Source organism: Treponema denticola (assembly GCF_024400535.1).
In the GTDB taxonomy this organism is placed as follows: domain Bacteria; phylum Spirochaetota; class Spirochaetia; order Treponematales; family Treponemataceae; genus Treponema_B; species Treponema_B denticola_C.
In genome coordinates, this window is record NZ_CP038800.1 from 1,618,209 (window position 1) to 1,640,281 (window position 22,073).

General features: G+C 36.1%; 20 protein-coding genes. 6 read left to right on the plus strand and 14 right to left on the minus strand.

What is annotated here, in order from left to right; all coding sequences use genetic code 11:
• Nucleotides 1-11: 11 nt before the first annotated feature.
• The 5 genes from citF to E4N78_RS07630 all read left to right on the plus strand — a co-directional run bounded on the left by citF (nucleotide 12) and on the right by E4N78_RS07630 (nucleotide 7,335).
• Nucleotides 12-1,508, plus strand: coding sequence for a citrate lyase subunit alpha (gene citF / locus E4N78_RS07610; RefSeq protein ID WP_255809966.1), 1,497 nt, complete (start codon nucleotides 12-14; stop codon nucleotides 1,506-1,508).
• Nucleotides 1,509-1,637: 129 nt separating this feature from the next.
• Nucleotides 1,638-3,113, plus strand: a complete 1,476-nt coding sequence (gene glgA, locus E4N78_RS07615; RefSeq protein WP_255809967.1) for a glycogen synthase GlgA — start codon at nucleotides 1,638-1,640, stop codon at nucleotides 3,111-3,113.
• Between the two features lie 37 nt (nucleotides 3,114-3,150).
• Nucleotides 3,151-3,669 (plus strand): DUF2062 domain-containing protein, encoded by a 519-nt coding sequence (locus E4N78_RS07620; protein ID WP_255809968.1) that lies wholly within the window; start codon nucleotides 3,151-3,153, stop codon nucleotides 3,667-3,669.
• A gap of 1 nt (nucleotide 3,670) precedes the next feature.
• The gene (locus E4N78_RS07625) at nucleotides 3,671-5,920 is read left to right on the plus strand and encodes a TIGR03545 family protein (protein WP_255809969.1); all 2,250 of its coding nucleotides are present in this window, start codon (nucleotides 3,671-3,673) and stop codon (nucleotides 5,918-5,920) included.
• Nucleotides 5,920-7,335, plus strand: a complete 1,416-nt coding sequence (locus tag E4N78_RS07630) for an NFACT RNA binding domain-containing protein (RefSeq protein WP_255809970.1) — start codon at nucleotides 5,920-5,922, stop codon at nucleotides 7,333-7,335. Before E4N78_RS07625 ends, E4N78_RS07630 begins: the two co-directional genes overlap by 1 nt.
• Here E4N78_RS07630 and E4N78_RS07635 read toward each other — a convergent pair.
• The 4 genes from E4N78_RS07635 to lipA all read right to left on the minus strand — a co-directional run bounded on the left by E4N78_RS07635 (nucleotide 7,330) and on the right by lipA (nucleotide 11,341).
• Nucleotides 7,330-7,989, minus strand: coding sequence for a metallophosphoesterase (locus tag E4N78_RS07635; RefSeq protein ID WP_255809971.1), 660 nt, complete (start codon nucleotides 7,987-7,989; stop codon nucleotides 7,330-7,332). The genes E4N78_RS07630 and E4N78_RS07635 overlap by 6 nt on opposite strands.
• Nucleotides 7,990-7,992: 3 nt before the next feature.
• Complete coding sequence (locus tag E4N78_RS07640; protein ID WP_255809972.1) at nucleotides 7,993-8,847, minus strand: hypothetical protein; 855 nt, start codon at nucleotides 8,845-8,847, stop codon at nucleotides 7,993-7,995.
• A 284-nt stretch (nucleotides 8,848-9,131) separates the two neighbouring features.
• The gene (gene miaB, locus E4N78_RS07645) at nucleotides 9,132-10,487 is read right to left on the minus strand and encodes a tRNA (N6-isopentenyl adenosine(37)-C2)-methylthiotransferase MiaB (RefSeq protein WP_255809973.1); all 1,356 of its coding nucleotides are present in this window, start codon (nucleotides 10,485-10,487) and stop codon (nucleotides 9,132-9,134) included.
• Between the two features lie 2 nt (nucleotides 10,488-10,489).
• A complete protein-coding gene (gene lipA, locus E4N78_RS07650; protein WP_255809974.1) occupies nucleotides 10,490-11,341 on the minus strand; it encodes a lipoyl synthase in 852 nt (283 codons plus the stop codon).
• A 134-nt stretch (nucleotides 11,342-11,475) separates the two neighbouring features.
• Here lipA and E4N78_RS07655 point away from each other — a divergent pair, with 134 nt between their 5' ends.
• On the plus strand, nucleotides 11,476-12,471 hold the full coding sequence (locus E4N78_RS07655) for a lipoate--protein ligase (RefSeq protein WP_255809975.1): 996 nt from the start codon (nucleotides 11,476-11,478) through the stop codon (nucleotides 12,469-12,471).
• Nucleotides 12,472-12,526: 55 nt separating this feature from the next.
• Here the strand turns inward: E4N78_RS07655 and E4N78_RS07660 are convergent, their stop codons facing one another.
• From E4N78_RS07660 to E4N78_RS07705, 10 genes are all read right to left on the minus strand, one after another.
• Complete coding sequence (locus tag E4N78_RS07660) at nucleotides 12,527-14,209, minus strand: diphosphate--fructose-6-phosphate 1-phosphotransferase (RefSeq protein WP_255809976.1); 1,683 nt, start codon at nucleotides 14,207-14,209, stop codon at nucleotides 12,527-12,529.
• Between the two features lie 12 nt (nucleotides 14,210-14,221).
• Nucleotides 14,222-14,809 carry a recombination mediator RecR gene (gene recR / locus E4N78_RS07665; protein ID WP_255809977.1) on the minus strand — a complete coding sequence of 196 codons (588 nt, stop codon included), beginning with the start codon at nucleotides 14,807-14,809 and terminating at the stop codon, nucleotides 14,222-14,224.
• Between the two features lie 17 nt (nucleotides 14,810-14,826).
• The gene (locus E4N78_RS07670) at nucleotides 14,827-15,132 is read right to left on the minus strand and encodes a YbaB/EbfC family nucleoid-associated protein (protein ID WP_010697334.1); all 306 of its coding nucleotides are present in this window, start codon (nucleotides 15,130-15,132) and stop codon (nucleotides 14,827-14,829) included.
• A 92-nt stretch (nucleotides 15,133-15,224) separates the two neighbouring features.
• On the minus strand, nucleotides 15,225-15,821 hold the full coding sequence (locus E4N78_RS07675; protein ID WP_255809978.1) for a ribonuclease HII: 597 nt from the start codon (nucleotides 15,819-15,821) through the stop codon (nucleotides 15,225-15,227).
• Nucleotides 15,821-18,034: a chitobiase/beta-hexosaminidase C-terminal domain-containing protein gene (locus tag E4N78_RS07680; protein ID WP_255809979.1), complete on the minus strand. Its 2,214-nt coding sequence runs from the start codon at nucleotides 18,032-18,034 to the stop codon at nucleotides 15,821-15,823. Before E4N78_RS07680 ends, E4N78_RS07675 begins: the two co-directional genes overlap by 1 nt.
• Nucleotides 18,031-18,633, minus strand: coding sequence for a phosphoribosyltransferase (locus E4N78_RS07685; RefSeq protein ID WP_255809980.1), 603 nt, complete (start codon nucleotides 18,631-18,633; stop codon nucleotides 18,031-18,033). The genes E4N78_RS07680 and E4N78_RS07685 overlap by 4 nt, the downstream gene beginning before the upstream one ends.
• Before the next feature lie 58 nt (nucleotides 18,634-18,691).
• Nucleotides 18,692-19,807 (minus strand): glycosyltransferase family 4 protein, encoded by a 1,116-nt coding sequence (locus tag E4N78_RS07690; protein ID WP_255809981.1) that lies wholly within the window; start codon nucleotides 19,805-19,807, stop codon nucleotides 18,692-18,694.
• Between the two features lie 72 nt (nucleotides 19,808-19,879).
• A complete protein-coding gene (mltG, locus tag E4N78_RS07695) occupies nucleotides 19,880-20,902 on the minus strand; it encodes an endolytic transglycosylase MltG (protein WP_255809982.1) in 1,023 nt (340 codons plus the stop codon).
• A 13-nt stretch (nucleotides 20,903-20,915) separates the two neighbouring features.
• Nucleotides 20,916-21,113, minus strand: a complete 198-nt coding sequence (locus E4N78_RS07700) for a hypothetical protein (protein ID WP_255809983.1) — start codon at nucleotides 21,111-21,113, stop codon at nucleotides 20,916-20,918.
• The gene (locus tag E4N78_RS07705; RefSeq protein ID WP_255809984.1) at nucleotides 21,110-22,072 is read right to left on the minus strand and encodes an MBL fold metallo-hydrolase; all 963 of its coding nucleotides are present in this window, start codon (nucleotides 22,070-22,072) and stop codon (nucleotides 21,110-21,112) included. The genes E4N78_RS07700 and E4N78_RS07705 overlap by 4 nt, the downstream gene beginning before the upstream one ends.
• Nucleotide 22,073: the final 1 nt, after the last annotated feature.

Below are 22,073 nucleotides of genomic sequence, written 5' to 3' on the forward strand. Positions count from 1 at the left end.
GAGGAAGAGATATGAATAACATACTTGGAAGAGAAGGCTTGGACAATCCTTTTAAGGGAGCCTTTGTAAATAAAAAAAATGCAAAATATGAGCTTACAAAAAATGTAAAACCCGCCTTAGGGAAAACCTTAGCCCAAGCCCTTGATGAGCTTAAACTCCATGACGGAATGGTTATAAGTTTTCATCATCACCTTAGAAACGGCGACTATGTTCTTGATATGGTAATGAGGGAAATTAAAAAAAGAGGAATCAAAGATTTGACCGTAATGGCTTCTTCGATTTTCCCCTGCCATGAGATTTTGGTTGAACTTATGGAAGACGGAACGGTTACCCAACTTATTACCTCCTATATGTCAGGGCCTGTTGCAAAGGCTGTAAGCTACGGTAAGTGTAAAAAGCCCGTAATTATGACGACACACGGCGGACGACCCAGAATGATTTTAGAAAAAGAGGTTACGATAGACGCTGCCTTTTTAGCCTCGCCTTGTGTAGACGATCAAGGAAATATTTCGGGCTCCGAAGGAAGGTCATTTTGCGGTTCCTTAGGTTATGCCGTAGCCGATGCTCAAATGGCAAAAAAAACTATAGCCATTACCGATACAAGAGTTTCAAAGGTTAAAAGACCAGACATTGAAGGCCGTTTTGTCGACATGGTGGTAGAGGTAGATAAAATAGGAGACCCTGCAGGTATTGTAAGCGGAACAACTCAGATTACAAAAGATCCGATCGGCTTAAAAATAGCCCGCGACTGCCGCACTCTTATTGAACACTCAGGTCTTTTTAAAAACGGCTTTAGTATGCAGACCGGAGCAGGCGGTATTTCCCTTGCTGTTGCAGATGAAATGCACCGAGCAATGAAAGAAAAAAACATAAAGGGAAGTTTCGGCTGTGGTGGAATTACAGGCTATTTTGTAAAGATGCTTGAAGAAGGTCTTTTTGAAGATCTTTATGATGTTCAGTGCTTTGACCTTTCGGCCGTAGATTCTACCGAAAAAAATGTAAACCATCACAAGATTTCAGCCGACCTTTATGCAAACCCTAACAATCCCGACCATGTTGCAGGAAAGCTTGACGTCGTTATCCTCGGTGCAAGCGAAATAGATTTGGACTATAACGTAAACGTAACCACCGGTTCCGACGGTATAATATTGGGAGGTTCGGGAGGACATGCCGATACGGCAGCAGGAGCAAAACTTTCAATAATCGTTTCAAAGCTCTTTAATGCCCGCATTTCTTGTCTCGTCGATAAGGTCCGCACCGTAACCACTCCGGGAGAAACAATCGATGTTTTTGTTACTGATAGAGGTATTGCAATTAATCCGCGCCATGCAGATTTAATTAAAAAGCTGAAGGCGGAAACAAATCTTGAAATTAAAACTATCGAAGAATTAAAAGAAATTGCAGAATCCTTTACAGGAAAACCTCAAGTTAAGCCCCGTTCCGGCGAAGTGGTGGGAATAAGCACCTACCGTGACGGTACCGTTTTAGATGTCATAAATAAGGTTTAAAAATAGAGATGCCGATTAAATTACTCTATTTAATCGGCACCGCCTATTATAAAATTATTCTATAAATTCGGATTTTACTCTTTAAAAATACTACCAACTATGTTATCATTATTATAACGGAGGAAGCTTATGAAAATAATGATGGTTACAAGCGAACTTGTTCCATTTGCAAAAGTAGGAGGCTTGGCTGATGCCGTTACAGCTTTATCGATGGCTCTTGCAAAAAAAGGACATGATGTAAGGGTTGTAATGCCTCGTTATTATAAAATAGATCGAAAAAACTTAAAACAAATTCCGGGGGCTATGGCTGTTCATTTAGGGTCTTATGAACACTGGGTAGGAGTTTATGAATCTCACCTGCCTTCTTCAAAGGTTAAGGTTTATTTTATAGACCATGAACAAGCCTTCGGCAGGGATGGAGTTTACGGTTCATCTTTTGAGCCTGATTTTTCCGATAATACGAAAAGATTTTCTATTTTAGCTCATGCCGCTTTTCAAGTTTGCAGAAAGCAGGCATGGATTCCCGATGTTATACACGCTCATGATTGGGCTGCAGGCTTGGTGCCCGTGCTTTTACGCTTTACCGAAAAAAATACGGAATTTAAAAATACGGCAAGTGTTTTTACAATTCATAATATGGGTTACCAAGGTGTTTATTCAAAGCATACCTTTCCCGATACCGGCCTTGATTGGAACGATTTTTATACTACGGGTTTTGAAGACTGGGATAGAATAAACTTTTTAAAAGCTGCCCTTGTTTCTTCCGATATGCTTACAACCGTTTCTCCTTCCTATGCGGAAGAAATTAAACGCCCCGAATTCGGCTTTAGGATGGACGGTATTTTGCGTTACAGAGAAAAAGAACTGACAGGAATTTTAAACGGGGTAGATACCTCAATCTGGAATCCTTCAAAAGACGAGTATATTCCTTACCGATACAATTCTATAACCCTTGAAGAAAAAGGAAAAAATAAGGCCGTTTTACAGGAAAGATTCGGTCTCGAAATAAATCCTTCCGTTCCGGTATTCGGCATGATAAGCCGATTGGTCGATCAAAAGGGTATTTCAGAGCTTTTCGGACCCATGTACGGTTCGGCCTTTAAGATATGCTCGGATATAAAGCTGCAAATGGTTGTTTTAGGTGCAGGAGAGGCTTGGTGCGAAAAAGAGCTCAATTTCCTTTCACAAAGGCTTCCCAATTTTAAATGTTATATAGGCTATAATGAAGAATTAAGCCATCTAATCGAAGCCGGAAGCGACTTTTTCTTGATGCCTTCACGATATGAACCATGCGGCTTAAACCAAATGTATTCCCTTCTTTACGGAACCTTGCCCATAGTCCGAAAGACGGGAGGGCTCGCAGACACTGTAGAAAACTATAATGAAGAAACAGGAGATGGAACCGGTTTTGTGCTTGAATACTTAAGTCCTCAAAGTATTTACGATACGGTCGGCTGGGCAGCTTATGCATGGTATAATAAAAAAGATCATATAAAAAAGATGAGAACTAAGGCAATGGGTAAAGAGTTCGGCTGGAATATATCGGCGGAAAAATATTTAAAAGTATATGCTGATGCTATTGAAAAAAAAGCTTCCATGCTATAGACTAAATAAAAAGGAGGAGGTTTAAAACCGTATTTCTATGATAAAATATGTAACTTCATTTTTTAAATCCATTAATGCAAATGCTCATCCTGGTGATATAGCTCATGCCGTCGCCTTAGGCCTTTTTTTGGCAATATTACCTAAAAATAATTTAACCTTTACGTTTTTGTTTTTTTTATCTATTTTTATCCGCATAAATAAAGGAGCCTTTTTTATATCTTTTATTTTATTCGGCTTTGTAACTCCCTTTATGGATATAATAATAAACAATATAGGTTTTTGGGCTGTTCAATTATCATTTTTACGCCCCATCTTTATCGCCTTAGAAAACATTCCTTTTGTAGCTCTTTTTAAGCTTTCGAACACAATGGTCTTAGGGGGCATAATTTGGGGACTTATACTGTATATTCCCGTATACATCTTAACAAAAATTATAGTAGCAAAGTATAGAAAATATATGCAGCCTGCTGTAAATGTAAAGGGCGTCGGCTTGTTAGGTAAGATACCGCTTCTTCGCCACTTAACAAAAATATCTGATATAAAGGACAATTTTTAATATGACGGATACAAATAATGAATCATTGCAAAAAGATGAACTTAAAGCGGCAAAGAAGGCCGCAAAAGAGGCTAAAAAACTTGAAAAGGTAAAAAGACTTTTTAAAAAGCGTTATACAAAAAGATCTCTTAATCGGAAAATCTACAAAAAGCTTTTTGTTCCGGCAGATAAAGATTTTATTCAAGGTTTTATAGTTTCAAGTATCGATGAAAAAACAAACAAAGAGTACTTTGAATTCGACAAAACAAAGATAAACGATAAGGCTCAATTAAAACGAATAAACAAAATAGCTTTGGAAATAGGCAGGCAAAAGGGAAGGGTAAATTTTCCGGCAGTGCTAGGTGCTTTAGCCTGCATTTTTGCAGTTCTATTCTTTGTATATATTTTTAGAAATGTATTGGCAAAAAAAATTGTAGTCGGAGGCTCTGAAGCTGCTTTCGGTGCAAAATGTGAGGTAAGCCTTGTAGACTTCGACTTGTTTAACACTAGGTTTAGAATCCAAGGATATAAGGTTGCAAATAAAAAAGAACCCATGCGCAATTTATTTGAAATCCAAAATATAGACTTTTATTTTAACCTTCTGGAATTAAGCCGCGGAAAATTTGTTGCAGAAAATATGGCGATTGAAGGTTTTACATGGAATACTGAAAGAACGACTTCCGGAGCCTTGCCTCCAAAAAAACCAAAACCTGCAGATCCCAATAAGAAGCCTAACCCAATTACGGAACTTATAAATGCTGAACTTAAAAAAGCGCAATCCCAAGTATCCGTTGACAGCGGTTTAAAAGCCGTTCAAGATAAAATAGATCCTAGAAAAATTCTTGAACGCGAAAAAGCCGCTTTTAAAACTCCTGAAATTACCGAGAAAATTATAAATTCCGTAGATCCGATGGCTCAAAAATGGATTAAGACTAAGGACGATGTAGAAAAACAGGTTTTAGACACCATTGAGTCTGTTCAAAAACTAATGGCCATAGATATAAATAAGATTAACGATATAAAACAGCTTCAAGAGCTGATCGAAATTATCCAAAAAGTAGTTAAAACAGGGCAGGATGATTTTGATTTAGCAAACCGTCTTTTTAATGATGTTCAAAACGATATAAATGATGTTGATAAGCTGGCACGGGAAGCAGGTAATGCTGTTACAAATGACTTAAACCGTTTAAACAACATTGCAGGACAAATAAAATCTATCAATATCGATACCGGTAAAAAACTGGTTGCCGATCTTATAAACACTTTTATAGTAAATACTCTTGGAACATATTATCCTTATTTTGTTCAGGGAATGGAACTTTTACAAAGCTCTCAAAAACAGCCTAAACAAGAAAAGGAACTTACGTTAGCTCAAAAATCGAAAACTATGGAACGCCTTCCCGGCAAAACCTTTATCTTCGGCAAGGATTCGGTTCCGACTTTCTTGATACGGAATATTTCGCTTTCAGGTCATCATCCTGAAAAGGATGTCTTTGAAATCGGAGGAAGAGCTAAGGCTATAACTAATGATTACGATAAACTCGGTATTCCTCTTACAATTAATTTAAGTGCAGCCCATGGAAAATTAAAAGAAACTGCAGAGGGTATAATCGATTTACGTTCTTATACAAATGAGCTCGTCGATACCGATTTTACATTTGAAGGCTTGGATATGGATATTCCTTCTCCTGCAGATGCCGTTCCTTCTCTTACAGGTATCTTAAAAACCGGAGGCGGTGTAAAGGTTTCTAAAGATAAGGATGTAGTTATCAATGCAAATATGGAAATCATGAAAAGCATTCTTACAGTGCAAAAGTTTGAACCGGGCTTTGTTTTTGAAATCTACCAAAACATTCTATCAGATATAAAAAAGATAAACGTAAAAACAACCCTTACAATCAATAAGGGAGAAAGTTTTACCCTTGATGTCGATACGGATGTCGATGATCAGATAGCGGCAGCCTTAAAAAAAGAATTCGCCCGTCAGGTTGAAAAAGTAAAAGCAGAGCTTTTAAAGCAGGGACAAAAGTGGCTTGATGAACAAAAAGAAACTTATAAAAAAGAAATCGACACCTTTATGTCGGCAGCAAATAAGGCTAAAAAACTTCTTGATGATGTAAAAAATTACGAAAAAATCTTAGACAAAAAGAAGGCTGAAGCCGAAAAACGTATAAAAGATATTGCTGCAGGAAAAATACAGGAAGTGCAAAACGAGGTAAAAAAAGAAGCAGAAAACAGGGTAAAAGATCTTTTAAAAGGATTCGGATTTTAATGTCATTAAACAATAAAGAAATAGATCTAATTCTTGAAGAGCTGAAACTAGAGGGCTATTTTATTCAAAAAATAATTCAGCCCTCTTATACAGCCTTGGTCTTTTATTTATATAAGGATAAGCCTCTTACTCTTTTTATTTCTCTTGATGCCGGAGCATGCCGGCTTCATTCTACACATAAAAAAATTCCTAAATTCGATAAGCCTATGCGTTTTATGGAGCTTTTAAAATCCAGAATCAAGGGCGGAAAAATCCTAAAAGCGGAACAACTAAACGAAGACAGAATCATACGTCTTCACATTGCAAGCGGAGCAGGGGACTTTTTTTTATATTTAAGGCTGTGGAGCGGGGCTGCAAACATAGTTTTAACCGATGAAAATAACCTTATAATCGACGCTTTTTACCGCCGGCCCAAGAAGGGCGAAATCTCAGGCGAAACTTGGCTGACTCCCGAACCTCAAAAAATTAAAAAACAAGATTATTGTGTTCGCGAGTATGACAAAACAAAAAGTTTTAATGAGGCTGTCGAAGAATGGTATATTAATAATGCGCCAAAGGTTTCAAAAGAAGCCCTGCAGGACGAGGCCGAAAACCTTTACGGAACTAAGATATTAAAAATCGAAAAAGCTCTTTTAAAACTTAAAGCAAAAAGGGAAGAATTTTTAAACGCTCAAAGTTTAAAAAATGCAGGAGATTTGCTTTTTTCAAACCTTCATCTGATAAAAAAGGGAATGAAATTTATAGAACTTGAAGATTACACAAAAAACGGTGCAAAAATAAATATTACTTTGGATCCTCTAAAAACACCCCAAGAAAATGCAAATCTATATTACGAAAAATATAAAAAAGCCGTTTCGGGTTTAGATGCCTTGGAAGAAGATATTATATCGGCCGAAAAAGAAATAGAAAAACTAAAAGAAAAAATAGAAAAAATTAAAACGGAAGAAAACCCTTATTTAATTCAAAAAATTCTTCAAAAAGAAAAAATTCCGGTTCAGCAAAAAGCAAAAAATACGAAAACCGCTCCGGGCTTAAAATTCTTTTCGGAAGGGTGGACTATTTTAGTAGGCCGAACGGCAGCCGAAAATGATGAGCTTTTGCGTCATTTTGTTAAGGGGGCTGACCTTTGGCTTCACACAAGGGATTATGCAGGCGGCTATGTTTTTATAAAGGCTAGGGCAGGGAAGAGTATACCTTTGTCTGTTTTGATTAAGGCCGGAAACCTCGCAGTCTTTTATTCAAAGGCGAGAAAAAACGGACAAGCAGATTTGTATACCACTCAGGTAAAACATTTACGCAGAGCAAAAAATGCACCCAAAGGAACCGTTCTTCCTACCCATGAAAAAAATCTTTCCATAAAACTGGATGAAAAAATCTTAAAACAATTGGAAGAAGAAAAAATATCGGCTTTATAAATTTTTAAATTCCATTGACGGTTTTGTATTTTTGCTCATTGTCAAAATTCCATAACTCTTATTTGAGCCCATTCTAGGTCTTGAGGCAGAGCCCGGATTTATCAAAAATATTCCGTTTATTTCTTTACTCAATGGTACATGGGTATGGCCGAAAACAGCAACCGAACAGTCTTGCTGCCGTGCAAAATTTAAAAGGGTATTTAATTCAAAATCTACATAGAATTCATGCCCGTGGGTTAAAAGAATTTTTTTACGGCAAGCCTCTAAAAAAATAAATTCAAAAAATTCCAAATATTGTTCGGGATTTTTTTTAAAGCCGAAATCCGCTCCCGGTTTTACGGCATCTAAATTTAGAACATATTTTTTTGAATCGCAATTTCCCATAACGAGGGCTGCTACAGGAGGCATACATTCCATCAGCTCTTTTTCATATTGTGAAATCGTTATATAATTTAAAAAATCTGCAAGGCCGTCTCCCGAAAATAAAACGGCATCGGATTTTTTTCCCTCGCGGCCTAAAATATCGATTATAGTATCTACATTACCGTGTGTGTCCGAAATTAAAATAAGGCGTGCTTTTTCGGCGGATTTTAGTTTTTCAAGAGCTTCAGGAGATGCAAAAATCCCTTTATTAAAGTACTCCAAAGAATTCACCGGTTAAGCACCTCCCTCAAGCTTATCCGGATTTATAATGCCGTCATTTTCCGTTTCATTTTCTCCTGAGTTTTCTTTATCATCCGAAACATCCGTTTCTTGACTTTCATCAAAATCCTTATAAATTAAAAGGTATCTATGAGATTGAAGTCCCGTATCGGAATCAGTATACGGTTTAATTGTATAATGATTAGTAAAAAGCTCCTTGCCCAAAATTGTTTGTGCCGTAAAAAAAGCCTGTTGAAATTCCTCAATCGGAAAAATCTTTATGTTTTTGTTATGAGCATTTATATCTTCACCGGCAAAAATAGCTGCTACAAGTAAGAGCATAACCTCATTATCGCTTATCAAAAAATCCTTTTCCTCATTCATTATCTCTTTAGGAATTTGAAAGTCAACTACAATATCCGAAGCCGCTTCTAATGGGAGAATTTCGTCCATGGGCAAAAGGTTTATTATTGAAAGATTAGGATTATTCTCCGCAGCCTGAATCAGGTAACGGCCTCCGCCTTCAGGTATACCTATAGAAATAAGTATTGTGGTTTTTTGTTCTTCAATCTTTTCGTTAATCATTCTAAGACGGGGCTGTTTAGCCGCTTTTACCATATCGGAATAGGGTAAAACTTGAACATGAGAATCGGAACTCCCAAGAGCATATTCATTTTCAAGATATTTTAAAATATCTTTCCGTTCATAATAATCTTTTCCAAGAACAATGAGGATATTATTTTTTATAATCCTTTTAGGTTTTATTTTTTCGTAAACGATTTCTTTTTCTTTATTATTGCTGCAAGAAGTAATAAAGGTTGAGAACAGTATACTTATAAAAATCAAAAAAAATAAAAGCTTTTTCTTCATAATAAAATTCCAATTTTCCTTTTAATGAAAGGGGCTTATAAATACAAAGAAAAGTATATCAAAATTTTAAGATAAAGAAAAGAGGAGATAAAAACTTTTAAAATCACCCCAATTCAATTAAAATCCTATACAAGTAGACAGAACATACATTATAGGAAGTCTTATAGAGGTGTTTTGTGAGTCCATTTAGTCGAGAGTTAGCCATATTTTTTATTAAGATGTATTATTATTTCTACAATAATTTAATAATTCAGTATAAAAATGTATACATGTTAAGATTTTATCTAATTAAGATTTGCTCTAAATGTTTTTCCTTTTAGTTCTTTTAGTTCTGCATGGGCAAAATTTCCGATTAAGGATTCGGGAGGATTGCCCTGAATTACGGTCATCTCTCCTTGTTCGGTGTGTCCGAAAAGTTCAGACCTTTCATTTCTCGAATGGGATTCAACCAAGATATCTACCTTTTTGCCGAGCTTTGCCTTCATTTTTTTTGCCGTAATTTTTAACTGTAAGTCAATTACACGGCCCAATCTTTCTATTTTTATTTCTTCAGGAATCCTGTCAGGATAATTAAAAGCCTTTGTTCCTTCACGCGGATTATAATGATACATAAAGGCCGAATCGAATTCTATTTCCTGCATCAAATCCAATGTAGCCTTTACATCATCTTCGGTTTCACCGGGGAAGCCCATCAGAATATCGGTACTCAAGGCTATATCCGGTATGCTTTCTTTTAAGCGTTTTATTCTGTTCTTATAATGTTCAACCGTGTAAATCCTGTTCATTCTTTTTAAAATTGTATCGGAGCCGTGCTGAACCGGAAGATGAACAAGTTTGCAAAGTCTTTTTTCGGCAGCGATTGTGTCGATTAAGGCATCGGACATATCCTTAGGATGACTCGACATAAAGCGTATCCATCTTATCATATCTGTCTTATCCGCTTCTTTCGCTATAAGACTTAAAAGTTTTGGAAAATCGATTACTCTACCCTCCCCGTCTTCTCCTTTATAGGAATTTACGTTTTGGCCGAGCAAGGTAATTTCCCTTACTCCCCTTGATGAAAGCTCGGTAATTTCTTGCAATATTTCATTTACGGGACGAGAAACTTCCCTGCCCCGAACATAGGGCACAATACAATAAGTGCAAAAATTATTGCAGCCGTTCATAATGGGCACATAGCTTTGAAAGGACTTCGGCGAATGGGAAAGAGGCGCGAAATAATAACCCGACACGGGTTTTTCTTCGATATTGTTATGAGTAAACTCCGCCATATAATTATCATCTCTAAGGCGGGCTTTAATTTCATCAAAAATTTGAGGAAGAAGATTGCGTTCAAACATTCCGACAACATAATCGATGAGCGGGAATTCCTTTTGTATTTCTGTATAAAGCCTTTCAGCCATGCAGCCTATTAAAAGCACAAAAAATTTACGCTTTTTTTTCAAGCCCGAAAAATGTCCCAGCCTTCCCAGAACCCTGTTTTCGGCAGTTATGCGTACGGAACAAGTATTTATTATAAGTAAATCGCAGTGTTCGACATCGGAGGAATTCGTCCACCCCTTTTCGAGCAGAATCTGTTCCATTGATGAGGATTCAGCCTGATTCATCTGACAGCCGTATGTTTCAAAAAAGTAAGTCATATTTAGCTCAACACATGTTTTTCGGCATGATAACTGGAACGAACAAGGGGTCCGCTTTCCACAAAAGAAAAGCCTTTTTCCAAGCCTATTTGTTTATATTCTTCAAAGACTTCAGGCCTTACATATTCTTTAACCTCAATATTTTTTACAGAGGGTCTAAGGTATTGGCCTATGGTCATAACTTTGCAGTTTATTTTGCGTAAATCGTCCATCGTTTCTAAAATTTCATCCCTTGTTTCACCAAGCCCCAACATAATACCGGATTTGCATACCAAGCCGGAGTCTGCAATTTGTTTTAAAACTTTGAGAGAGGTGTTATATGTAGCCCTGCTTCTGACATGGGGAGAAAGCCTGCGTACCGTTTCAAGATTATGAGAAATTACCTCCGGTTTTGCTTCGATAATCATCGATACCAAATCTTCATGGCCTTGAAAATCGGGAATCAAAACTTCCATAGTAACATTCGGTGTTTTTTGTTTTACGGCTCTTATAACCTTTACCCAGTGGGAAGCTCCGAAATCTTTTATATCGTCCCTATCTACCGAGGTTAAAACTACATGTTTTAATTTTAAAGCTTCAACCGATTGAGCTATTTCCATCGGCTCATTAGGATTTAGGGGCAATGGGCAACCGGTAGGCACATTGCAGAATTTACATGCACGCGTACAGATATTTCCGCAAATCATAAAAGTTGCAGTTCCGCACCTCCAACACTCTCCCTGATTGGGACATTTGCCGCTGGTACATATAGTATTTAATTTATGTATTTTTATTGTATTCGACACTTCTTGTGAAAGTTCTCCGGTAGGAAGTTTTATTTTTAACCAATCAGGTTTTCTTTGATTACAAGTCATAAACCCAGCCTTAAAATTTATAATTTTATTGATTATAGGTTAAAATCATAAAAAAGTCTAGGTACTTGGAACATTCTAAATATTGACTTATCAATCTCTTGCATAAAATTATTTTTTTATTATAATAGCTTTCCATGAAATACATAGTGAACAATTCACATGACCCCGAATATAATATGGCCTTTGAGGAGTACTGCTTTAGAAACCTCCCTTTGGAAAATGAGGAATATGTTTTTTTATGGAGTAACAGCCCTACTATTCTTTTAGGTAAAAATCAAAATACCTATCAGGAAATAAACGAAAAATATATAAATGAAAACGGTATAAAGGTTGTCAGACGCATTACGGGCGGAGGGGCCATCTATCAAGACCTCGAAAACTTAAACTTTTCTTTTGTTACAAAAACAAAAGGAAACGAAAAGATTGATTTTAAAAAATATTATATCCCGATTGTAAATGCTTTAAAAAAAATCGGAGTTGATGCAGAGCTTTCAGGCAGAAACGATGTTACGATTGAAGGACAAAAATGTATCGGTGCCTCTCAATCAGTTTGGCAGGGACGGGTTTTAAGCGACGGTTCCATTCTTTTTAATGTGGAAATGGAAGCCCTTTCCAAAGCTTTGACTGTCCGAAAAGAAAAACTTGAATCTAAAGGCGTAAAAAGCGTCCGCTCAAGGGTAACAAACATAAAGCCCTATTTAAAACGGGATATTACAGTTGATCAATTTAAAGACGAACTTTTAAAAGCAATCTTTGAAGTTGAAAACCAAGAGCCTATCGAATATAAACTTTCGGAAGAAGAACTTAAAGGTGTTATGAAAATTTATGAGGAAAGATTTTCTCGCAAAGAATGGAATTACGGAGCATCTCCCAAGGCAGAATATTCTCACTACGAGCGTTTTCCAATAGGCAGTATCGAAGTATTTTTTAATGTCGAAAACATGAAAATAAATTCTTTAAAAATTCACGGGGATTTTTTCGGTACAGCCGATAAGGCAGAACTGGAAGAACTTTTAAACGGCTGCGAGTATTCCGAAAGTGTTTTAACAGAAAAACTTAGAAACACTGATTTAACACCCTACTTCGGAAATCTGGAAAAAAAAGATTTTATCGGAATGTTTTTTAAGTAAAAACTTCCAAATTAGAAAAGCACCGGTTTTTAATCGGTGCTTTTTTTTAATCAATTTATTTTTTCTTCCTCTTTTCTTTTAAATTTCCTTTTTCGAGTAAGAGGGTTTTAGTAGGTATGTCGCATACTTCAAGGTCACCGAAATATTGAATTGCTCCGGGGAATCGGTAAAGGGTTTCGACAGCCCACTTATCCCTATTTTTTTCATAGGTTTTAAAAGGTTTACCATTTAGATCGACTACGGATTTTTTTATAACCGGAGTCATCTTACCCTTTCTTCTTTCCATATTCATCATCATGGAAAGAGGCACGCCGCAAGGAAGCCAATGTTCTACCTCATCAGTCAGGTTTTTAACCGAAGCTATATAGCCTGAAAAGCCGTTAAGTGCCAATAAAAAGGCTGTAAAGCCCAAGGTATAACAATAGTCCGAGTCAAAGTTTGAAGGAAAGGCAGAGCGCCCTTCATATCCGAAAAAATGAGCATAGGTACTGAATTTTCCGTTATATGTACCTTCCTTTTTCATCTCGGTTATTTTTCTGGTGACCAAATCTATCAAAAGCTTTTCAGTTTCAATACGGGAAACTTGAACGTTTCCGTGGGGGTCTCGATCCATTAAAAGCTGTAAAGAAATGTTTTCAGGAAGGTTGTCAAAAAGAGCAAAAGCTTTTTTGGACAAGTGTTTTTGAAGCCAAGATTTTTTTCCTGCAAAGGTTTTTAGCTTTGAAAAGGCTGAAGTCTTTTCGGCCATAATATCATTTATTTCTTCAATCAATTCATCCATTTCAGGGATAAATTCTATAATTCCTTCCGGAACCAAAACAACCCCGAAGTTTTCGCCTTTTTGAGATCTTTTTACAATTATATCCACAATGTAATCCGTAACCTGCTTCAAGGTAACTTTTTTTTCGGCCAGTTCTTCACCGATTAAGCAGACATTGGGCTGAGTTTTTAAAGCACATTCAAGGGCTATGTGGCTTGCGGAGCGGCCCATGAGTTTTATAAAATGCCAATATTTACGTGCGGAATTTACGTCTCGGCAAATGTTTCCGATTAACTCCGAATAGAGTTTTGTTGCAGTATCAAAACCGAAGGAAGTTTCGATGTATTGATTTTTTAAGTCGCCGTCTATTGTTTTAGGAACGCCTATAACCTTTGTATTTAACTTTGCCTGAATAAAGTATTTTGCCAAAAAAGCCGCATTTGTATTCGAATCATCTCCTCCGATTATGATAAGGGCATCCAGCTTTAATTTTTTTACGTTTTGAATCGAACTTTCAATCTGTTCCTCAGTTTCTATCTTTGTTCTTCCTGAGCCGATTATGTCAAAGCCGCCCGTATTTCTGTACTTATCGATTAAGGCTTTTTTTATTTCGACATAACGTCCTTTTATCAAACCTTCAGGGCCGCTTAAAAATCCGTAAAGTTTGGAATTTGCATTGCCTTTTTTTAGGGCATCAAAAAGACCGGAAATTACGTTGTGACCTCCGGGAGCCTGTCCCCCCGAAAGAATTACACCGAATTTTAAGGGCTTATGCTCTACTTCCGATTTTCCCTTTACAAATCTGATAATGGGCATTCCGTAAGTATGTGGGAATATCTCTTTTAATTCCGCCTGGTCAGATTGTGCATGTGTAGCCTCTCCTATTTCCGGCTTAATCAAACTCAAAGGTTCCGCAAATACTTTTGGGATTTTCGGTTCGTAATGATAGCGCAATCTCTGCATTGTGGATTCATTCATTTTTATTCTCCTTTAAAATTTAATGCGCCCGTTTAAACTTCTTGCAAGGGTCAAACGGTCAGCATATTCCAAATCGCCTCCGACAGGTAAGCCTGAGGCAAGCCTCGTTATATTAACAGGCAAGTCCTGCAATATTTTTTGAATGTATAGGGCTGTGGTATCGCCTTCAATCGTAGGGTTGGTTGCAAGAATAACCTCGGTAATTCCGCCTTCATGAATACGTCTTATAAGCTCGCTTATATGTAATTGATCGGGGCCTATACCTTCAAGGGGAGCTATAAGTCCGCCCAGAACATGGAACAAGCCTCGATATTCAGGGATTGAAGAAATTGTGTTCACATCCTGAGGAAAGCCTACTACACAGATAGTTGCTCTATCCCTTGTTTCATCCGCACAAATAGAACAAATCTCATCTTCGGTATAAGAACCGCAGACCTTACAAGGATGAATTTTATCATGCAAGGTAGAAACAGCTTCCGCTAAACGCAAGGCATCCGCATGGCCCTGTTTTAGAAGATGATAGGCGATGCGGGCAGCACTCTTATGACCGATACCCGGAAGACGGGAAAATGAATCTATAACGGAATCAATAGCATTCACTAATTTAATACCTCTTTTTAAAAAGGTAAACCGCCTGCAAGACTTGCAAGGGGCCCAAGTTTATTTTGTAAAAGTTCTTTTAGTTTTGCCACTGCATCATTATGAGCAGCCCTGATTAAATCCTGAAGCATAGGAACATCACGATTATCTACAGCTATAGGATCGAGGAAGATAGATTCAACTTCAAAACTGCCTTTTAAACGGATTTTTACAAGACCTCCGCCTGATACCCCCTCAACAACTTCTTGATCAAGGTCGGATTTAATATTAGCAATTTTTGCTTGGATTTCTTTTGCATTTTTCATAATATCAAAAGGATTCAATTTGTTACTCCTCACAAATACTTTTTATATAATACCATTAATAGATTAACATTTTTTTATAAATAATACAAGTAAGCTATTTATAAATATTTTTACAAATTTTTTACAAAAAAAGATCTGCGCTGAATCGGACTATAGCCGTTAAATCTAATTGCCTCTATATGCTTTTTGGTTCCGTACCCCTTGTGTTTTTCATATCCGTATTCCGGATAAATCCAAGAGTAGCGTATCATCATTTTATCCCTTGCAGTCTTTGCTAAAATAGAAGCCGCCATAACCTCATAAACGGAATCATCAGCCTTTACGAGAGCCTTAATCGAAGAACAATTTTTAATATTTGGAATAAAGTTACCGTCAACAATAATATCCGGTTCTATAAATTTATCACTGTTTAATTTACAGAATTCTTGAAGTTTTAAATAAAGGCCTTCATAAGCTCTTTCCATTGCCAAAAAAGTTGCCTGCAAGATATTTATCTCATCTATTTCGTAATTGGATGCCCAGCCGATAGACCAAAGAACATTTGGGTCGGCATATATGGTTTTACGCACTTCTTCTCTTTTTTTTTCTGTCAGTTTTTTTGAATCTTTTAAAATTGAAAAATCAAAGCTGCTTGGAAGGATAACGGCAGCTGCCGTAACAGGGCCTGCAAGGGGGCCTCTTCCTGCCTCATCTATACCGCATAACATTATGGTTCCCTCATAATAGATTTTGAAAAACCTTGTATAATAGGCTGATATTTTATATCCATTTTTGAATTCTTATTATACCAAATAGCGGTATCCTTGTTTGCTTCGGCTTCAGGTAAACGGATAAGATTAAGCCTTCCTAAAGATATTTCGGAATTCCAAGCTTCTAAAAAACGGGCTGTAAACTCAGGCGTAAATGAAGATCTTATATCATCCATTTCAATAATTGAATTGACTGAAGAAATTGCAGCAATGGAAAATCCGGCTCCTGTAAAATCTAAGTTTTTGAAGACAGCTGAAGAATTATTTATATTAAAAATAAGGCAATGGTTACTTTGCTCCGAAATGATTGTACTATCCGAAATATCCAAATGAGCATAAAATGATTTTAAAATAGGTCCGCCTTCAACGGCTTGAAGTTTTACATTATTTAATTTTATTTCTGCCTTATCTGCATAAAGTACGGGAACTTCTCTCGGTTCTTCACTGGGTTCCCTTCTAAAAATATCACAGTTTTCAATTTCAAAATTGGCGCCTATTACAATAAAGCCGGCATTTTTTGAAACATGGATTGAAGACCGTGAGCTTGCTGAAGAAATTTTTATATTACGGGTAATTAAAATAGGTTCATTTAAAATACAATCCCCTCTTACATAAATTTTCCATTTTTCTGAACTCACTGTATTTGTTTTTAAAAATGAAATATTGTTTATAGAATCTACAGCTTCATAAATGGAAGAAAACGGTTTTAAGGGATTTCCATCGGAGTTTTTTACTTTAGAATTATAATCAACATAAACGGCATTTCTATCGATGATAAATTCTTTTGTGATAGGCGCACTCTTATTTCCTGCTTTGTCTTTGCTGTAAATATGTACCGAATAAACGGTTTTTTCTCCTAAACTTCCTGTTAAAGTAATTTCATTTTTTAATGAGGTAAAAAGGGGCGGCTCTATTTCGGTAACAATCTCGGCATCCGAAACCGGTTTTAAATTTATTTTTACGCTTGTATTTGTAGGAGACACCGGAGGATTAAAAACGGCTTCAGGTCTTTCCGGCGGAAGTTTATCGATAGTAAAAGCCGTTTTAAATTCACCATGAAAACGGTCTTCATAAAAAGCTCTTATTTTTACATCAAAAAAACGTTCTTGTCTTATTCCGGAGTCGAAAATCATTGAACCGTCTTTTGTAAATCGTTCGGATTTTTTTGTAGGCAATAAAAATGTTTTACCGTCTCCTACTTCAAAAAAATATGTATAACGGTTATCATCGAAATTAAGTTCAATATTTCTATTTACAGGTTCATTTGGAACCCAAGATAATAAAGGTTTTCGAGGTAAAAATATTTTATTTATTTTTCCGTCTTGAAAATCCTTGTTTGTCCAGTATAAAAACCGGTCTTTAGTCCTATCTGTAAAAATAGGGCCGTCATAAACATTTAAAAGTTCTGATAAAGACGGTTCATCATTTTTTTCGTCATCCTTTATCAAATAATAAACCGGAGATTCAAAATAAAAATTTATAAAATACCAATTTAAGATATCATAAGAATTACCGTTTTGCAGATTATCTTCATTATAGTCCATATCAGATATTTTAGGTGAAGGATAACCTGAAGGATCAACAGTATATTTTATTTCTTTTTCGGTTATAAGCCCTGATTCTCCCACTACCCTGATTTTTAAATCGATTTTACCGTCTTTTTCAAGAATTATAGGCTCAGTATACAAAAGACCGAATTCTGAAGGGTCGCTCCCATCAATTGAATACATAATTTGTGTTTTGGCCGGAGCTTTGATTATCAGTTTTTGTACTTCATTCCAAACACCCTCTTGAGGACTCAAAACATTTAAAAGTTTTTGCTGATCCGGAGCTTCAGCAATTAAATGAAAAGTTTCGCTTAATTTTCCAGAGCTGCTCTGAGCCCAAACACAAAGCTCGGCTCCAAAAGGAATAAAAATAGATTCCCCTTTTTTTATTTTTCCGCTTTTATATAAGTTATTTACAGGAATAAAAAAACGGTAAAAAGCGGAAACAGGATCTTCGCTTATATTTTCAGGGTATTTTACTGAAATATTTATCCCATCTTCTTGATAATTTTGTCTTATTTCAAAATCTTCAAATTCATCGCAGCATAGCTTAAATGAAAAAAATAAAAAAAAGGTTATAATAAAACTTATTTTTAAAGTAATAGGAGCTTTTATTATCTTCAATTTATCAATCCTTTAAAAACGGAACGCAATAACGGATTTTTTGAATAATAGTTTTCTTCAAGTTCCGAAACTGATAAACCTACTAATTCATGACTCATATAATGAATCCATATATTGTCTTTTTCGGTATAAATATCATGTTTTCGGCACCAATAATCCGGATGATATTCATACTGTTCATTTTTATTGTGGAAATACTTATAGTCATGGACTGCAATTTTTATATTTTCTCTTTTTAATCCATGTTTAATCAAATCAGCTACAAGATAATTTACCGTTGCGCCAGAATCGAAAATATCATCTACCAACAAAACGGAAGCATCCGGTTTTAACTTACTCGGCGGGAATGTCCAGCCGTCAAGTATAACATCTGCATTATCATGAACACCTGAATATGAGTGAGCAACAACTGTAGAGTATAAAATTTTTTTCTCATCTTTATAGGCTATTTTAAAAAATTCACTTATTACATTAGCCAAATATGCGCCTCCGCGCATAGAAGCATAAATAATATCGGGAATATATCCCTCATCATACATCTTTCTTGCGAGAATTAAGCCGTTATCTCTTACCGTATTGTAAGTTAAAAATTCTTTCATAGAACCCTCATATAGTTAGGAGATTATATCACTTTACGGCATATTTTTCAATATATTTTTAGTTATTTTTTAATAGAGAGTCCATATACTCAATTGTTTGATGAGCAGTACTTACCCAATTGTATTGTTTTACCCACTCAAGCCCTCTATCGATTACCTTTTTTCTAGTGGAGGCATTTTTATCGCAATCGACCAAAGAAGAAATCGCTCTTGTTATTTCTTCAGGATCTTTCGGATTAAAAAATATTGCAGCGTCTCCGGCTACTTCAGGAAGGGCTCCCGCTTTTGCACAAGCAACGGGAATACCGCAAGCCATAGCTTCGATAACGGGCAAACCTACTCCCTCTATCATTGAAGGAAAAACGCATAGATCTGCAGAAGAATAAAGCTGAGGAAGGCTTTCATGCGGAAAATAGCCTGTAAGCAAAATATCTGAAGAAAAACCGGACTGTATTACTGCATTATGTACAGCTTCTGAATTATCGCCATCCGCGCCCGCAATTACAAGCCGGTGAGGAGAACCTGTTTGTCTTTTAAATAAGGCGAAGGCCTTTATTAATTCTACATGGCATTTTTGGCTATGTGTTATGCGGGAGGCATAAATGATGTAAGGTTTTTGAATAGCAAAGGGCTGTATTAAAACGCTGTCTTTATCATTATTTATAGGCTTAAATAACGAATTATCAATTCCATTGTATATAACCCTGACCTTTGAATCAAGAACGCCGAATTGAGCTAAATCGGTTTTAATATATTTTGTAGGACTTATAATTCCTGAAGAAGTTTTTAAAGTCCGCTTTACCCCTATTTTTGCAACTGCACCTAAATCGGCTGATAAAAGGCTTTGTATAACTAAAATTGACGGTACGGTAAAAATAGGCGGCAATAAATCAATACCCGCAGGATAAATAACGGCATCATATTTTTGTTTTTTTATAAACGGATTTAAATTCTTAAAGTGCCAAAGTTTTTCGGAAAATTTTGTATCTGCAATGTCCACTCCTGTAAACGAAACGTAATCTATATCCGATGTATAAGTATATTTATCAAGTTCGGGGCCGAAAAGCTCAAACTCGTAATCATTTTTGGGTAAATTTTTTACAATAGATAATATATAAGAGCCTATTCCTGAGCGGCCATGATCACATCCGAATGTGTCAACTCCAATTTTCAAAACAAATTCCTCCGAACTTAAGAATTATACCACATATAATAATTTTATTCTATAAGTATTAAAATTTCAATCTTACTGCCCTGCCGCTTTTTTTAAGATTAAGTTTTCTCCGGCTTTATTATGTTCTTGAACGCTTCTAGTAAAAATGTGTTTTCCCGTATCCGGATCTATTAACCGAAAATAAAAATAATCCGTTTTAGCGGGATTACATGCTGCATTTAAAGCCGTAAAACCTGGATTTGAAATAGGTCCCGGAGGAAGCCCGGCATAAATATAGGTATTATAAGGATTTTCAATTTCCAAATCTTCATAAAAAAGACGCTTAGGATGTTTTTTATTTTTAATTTCGGTAATTATATATTCAACTGTTGCACATGATTGAAGTCCCATGTTTATCTTAAGCCTATTTGTAAACACGCTTGATATTATAGGGGCTTCCTCAGGTACTTGATATTCCCGTTCAATAATGCTGGCTAAAATTACCTTTTTATAAATTTCGTTAAAATCTTTAGGAAAATTCGGAATAGATGAAGTTTTTTCACAAAAAGTTTTGATAATCATTTTTATCATCATTTCAGGAGTATCTTCTTCTCCGAAAAAATAGGTATCAGGATATAAAAAACCTTCAGCCGTATTTGCTATAATTCCATTTTGCTGCAAAAAGGCTTGATCTGTTGTTATGGATATAAATTCTTCAGCTTTTATAAAGCCTGCATTATCAAAAACTTGAGCTGTCTTTTTTAATGTTAAGCCTTCAGGCAGAGTGATTTTTTTTAGGGCTTGGGAACCTTCTGTAAGTTTATGTAAAATATCCTGTGTTGTCATGTCCGGTTTTATTTGATAAGTTCCGGCCCTTAAATTAAGCTTTTTAAAGCGGAGATATGCATAAGCATAATATTCCGAGCGTATAAGATTTTTAGCCTTTAAATCATCTATGATTTTTTTTGCAGATGTACCGCGGTTTACCTTAAATATTACGATTGGTTCTGTAATACCGTAAGGAGGCTTATTAAAACTTAATACAAAAAGAATCCCTCCTGCAGCGATAATACCAATGGCCAATAGTATAATTATTATTTTTATTTTAGTTTTCATAGAGTAAAATCCTTTAACCTCCAATAAGGGCTTTTTCACAAAAAGATTCAGCTTCCCCTATTGTCATTGTTGAATATACATATGATTCGGCAAATTCGGAAAGCCTTTCCAATACCTTAGGAATGGAATCGGAGTTTTTTCTAAAATAAAGAGCCAAATACTTTAATTCATCATCTGAAAAAACATATGAGGGTAATTCCGGTTCAATCATATTAAAAACGATTTTCCTTCTTGAGCTATAAAAATTTCTATATCCGGTGCACTGGAACAATCTCTGTACCAGTCGGCAGCTTGTTTGAGCGAAAATAGTTTTTTATCCTGATATGTAGGCTCATGATGAAATAGCGCAATGCTTTTTATATTCCAGCCGGCTGCAAAATCTATTGCAACAGAAAAAGTAGAATGCCCCCAACCTTCTTTTAAAATTGAATCGCTAAGGGTGTACTGGGCATCTATTATTAACATCTCGGCATCGGTATAAAATTCGGCATTTTGTTCATTCCGTTCAAAATCCCGCGGACGAAGTTCCGTATCTGTGGAATAAATTATTTTTTTCCCGTTTTCGATTATGGAATAGGCAGTACATCCTCCCGGATGGCGTACTCGATGCCAGCCTATCTTCGTATCTCCTATTTCAACATATTTTTGATCCGGCTCAATATATTTAAACTCAAAAGAAGCACCGAAACCGTCTTCCCCAAGCATCGAAATAGGAAAATACGGGTATTTCATTTGATCTTCTAAAAACTCTTTTGCTTTTTTTCGAGTGCTGTAAACAATTATCTTATTTCGAGGATCGTAGGCGGGATTAAAAAAGGGAAGCCCTTGAATATGATCCCAATGAAAATGTGAAACAAACAAATGATATGTCGTATTCTTTCCGTAATCGGGTCTTTTCATTAAATCGATTCCTAACTCCCTTATTCCTGTTCCTGCATCAAAAATCAGATGTTCACCGTCTTTGGTTTCAACCTCAACACAGGATGTATTGGAACCGATTGTACCGAAGAGCCATTTTGGAAGAGATGCTAAAAAACGCTCCCTTGAATCCTGACTTTCGATGTCTTTTAGAGTTATCCTTTGAACTACAGCCGAAATCTTACTTTGAACCTGAGCCGGCGTAAGAGGAGCCGGAAGAGAGCCTCTAACACCCCAAAATTTTACAAGCATA

Coding starts and splice junctions, on each gene's coding strand:
- citF (WP_255809966.1), top strand. CDS start 12: ATGAATAACATACTTGGAAGAGAAGGCTTGGACAATCCTTTTAAGGGA.
- glgA (WP_255809967.1), top strand. CDS start 1,638: ATGAAAATAATGATGGTTACAAGCGAACTTGTTCCATTTGCAAAAGTA.
- E4N78_RS07620 (WP_255809968.1), top strand. CDS start 3,151: ATGATAAAATATGTAACTTCATTTTTTAAATCCATTAATGCAAATGCT.
- E4N78_RS07625 (WP_255809969.1), top strand. CDS start 3,671: ATGACGGATACAAATAATGAATCATTGCAAAAAGATGAACTTAAAGCG.
- E4N78_RS07630 (WP_255809970.1), top strand. CDS start 5,920: ATGTCATTAAACAATAAAGAAATAGATCTAATTCTTGAAGAGCTGAAA.
- E4N78_RS07640 (WP_255809972.1), bottom strand. CDS start 8,847: ATGAAGAAAAAGCTTTTATTTTTTTTGATTTTTATAAGTATACTGTTC.
- miaB (WP_255809973.1), bottom strand. CDS start 10,487: ATGACTTACTTTTTTGAAACATACGGCTGTCAGATGAATCAGGCTGAA.
- lipA (WP_255809974.1), bottom strand. CDS start 11,341: ATGACTTGTAATCAAAGAAAACCTGATTGGTTAAAAATAAAACTTCCT.
- E4N78_RS07655 (WP_255809975.1), top strand. CDS start 11,476: ATGAAATACATAGTGAACAATTCACATGACCCCGAATATAATATGGCC.
- E4N78_RS07660 (WP_255809976.1), bottom strand. CDS start 14,209: ATGAATGAATCCACAATGCAGAGATTGCGCTATCATTACGAACCGAAA.
- E4N78_RS07675 (WP_255809978.1), bottom strand. CDS start 15,821: ATGTTATGCGGTATAGATGAGGCAGGAAGAGGCCCCCTTGCAGGCCCT.
- E4N78_RS07685 (WP_255809980.1), bottom strand. CDS start 18,633: ATGAAAGAATTTTTAACTTACAATACGGTAAGAGATAACGGCTTAATT.
- mltG (WP_255809982.1), bottom strand. CDS start 20,902: ATGAAAACTAAAATAAAAATAATAATTATACTATTGGCCATTGGTATT.
- E4N78_RS07700 (WP_255809983.1), bottom strand. CDS start 21,113: ATGATTGAACCGGAATTACCCTCATATGTTTTTTCAGATGATGAATTA.
- E4N78_RS07705 (WP_255809984.1), bottom strand. CDS start 22,072: ATGCTTGTAAAATTTTGGGGTGTTAGAGGCTCTCTTCCGGCTCCTCTT.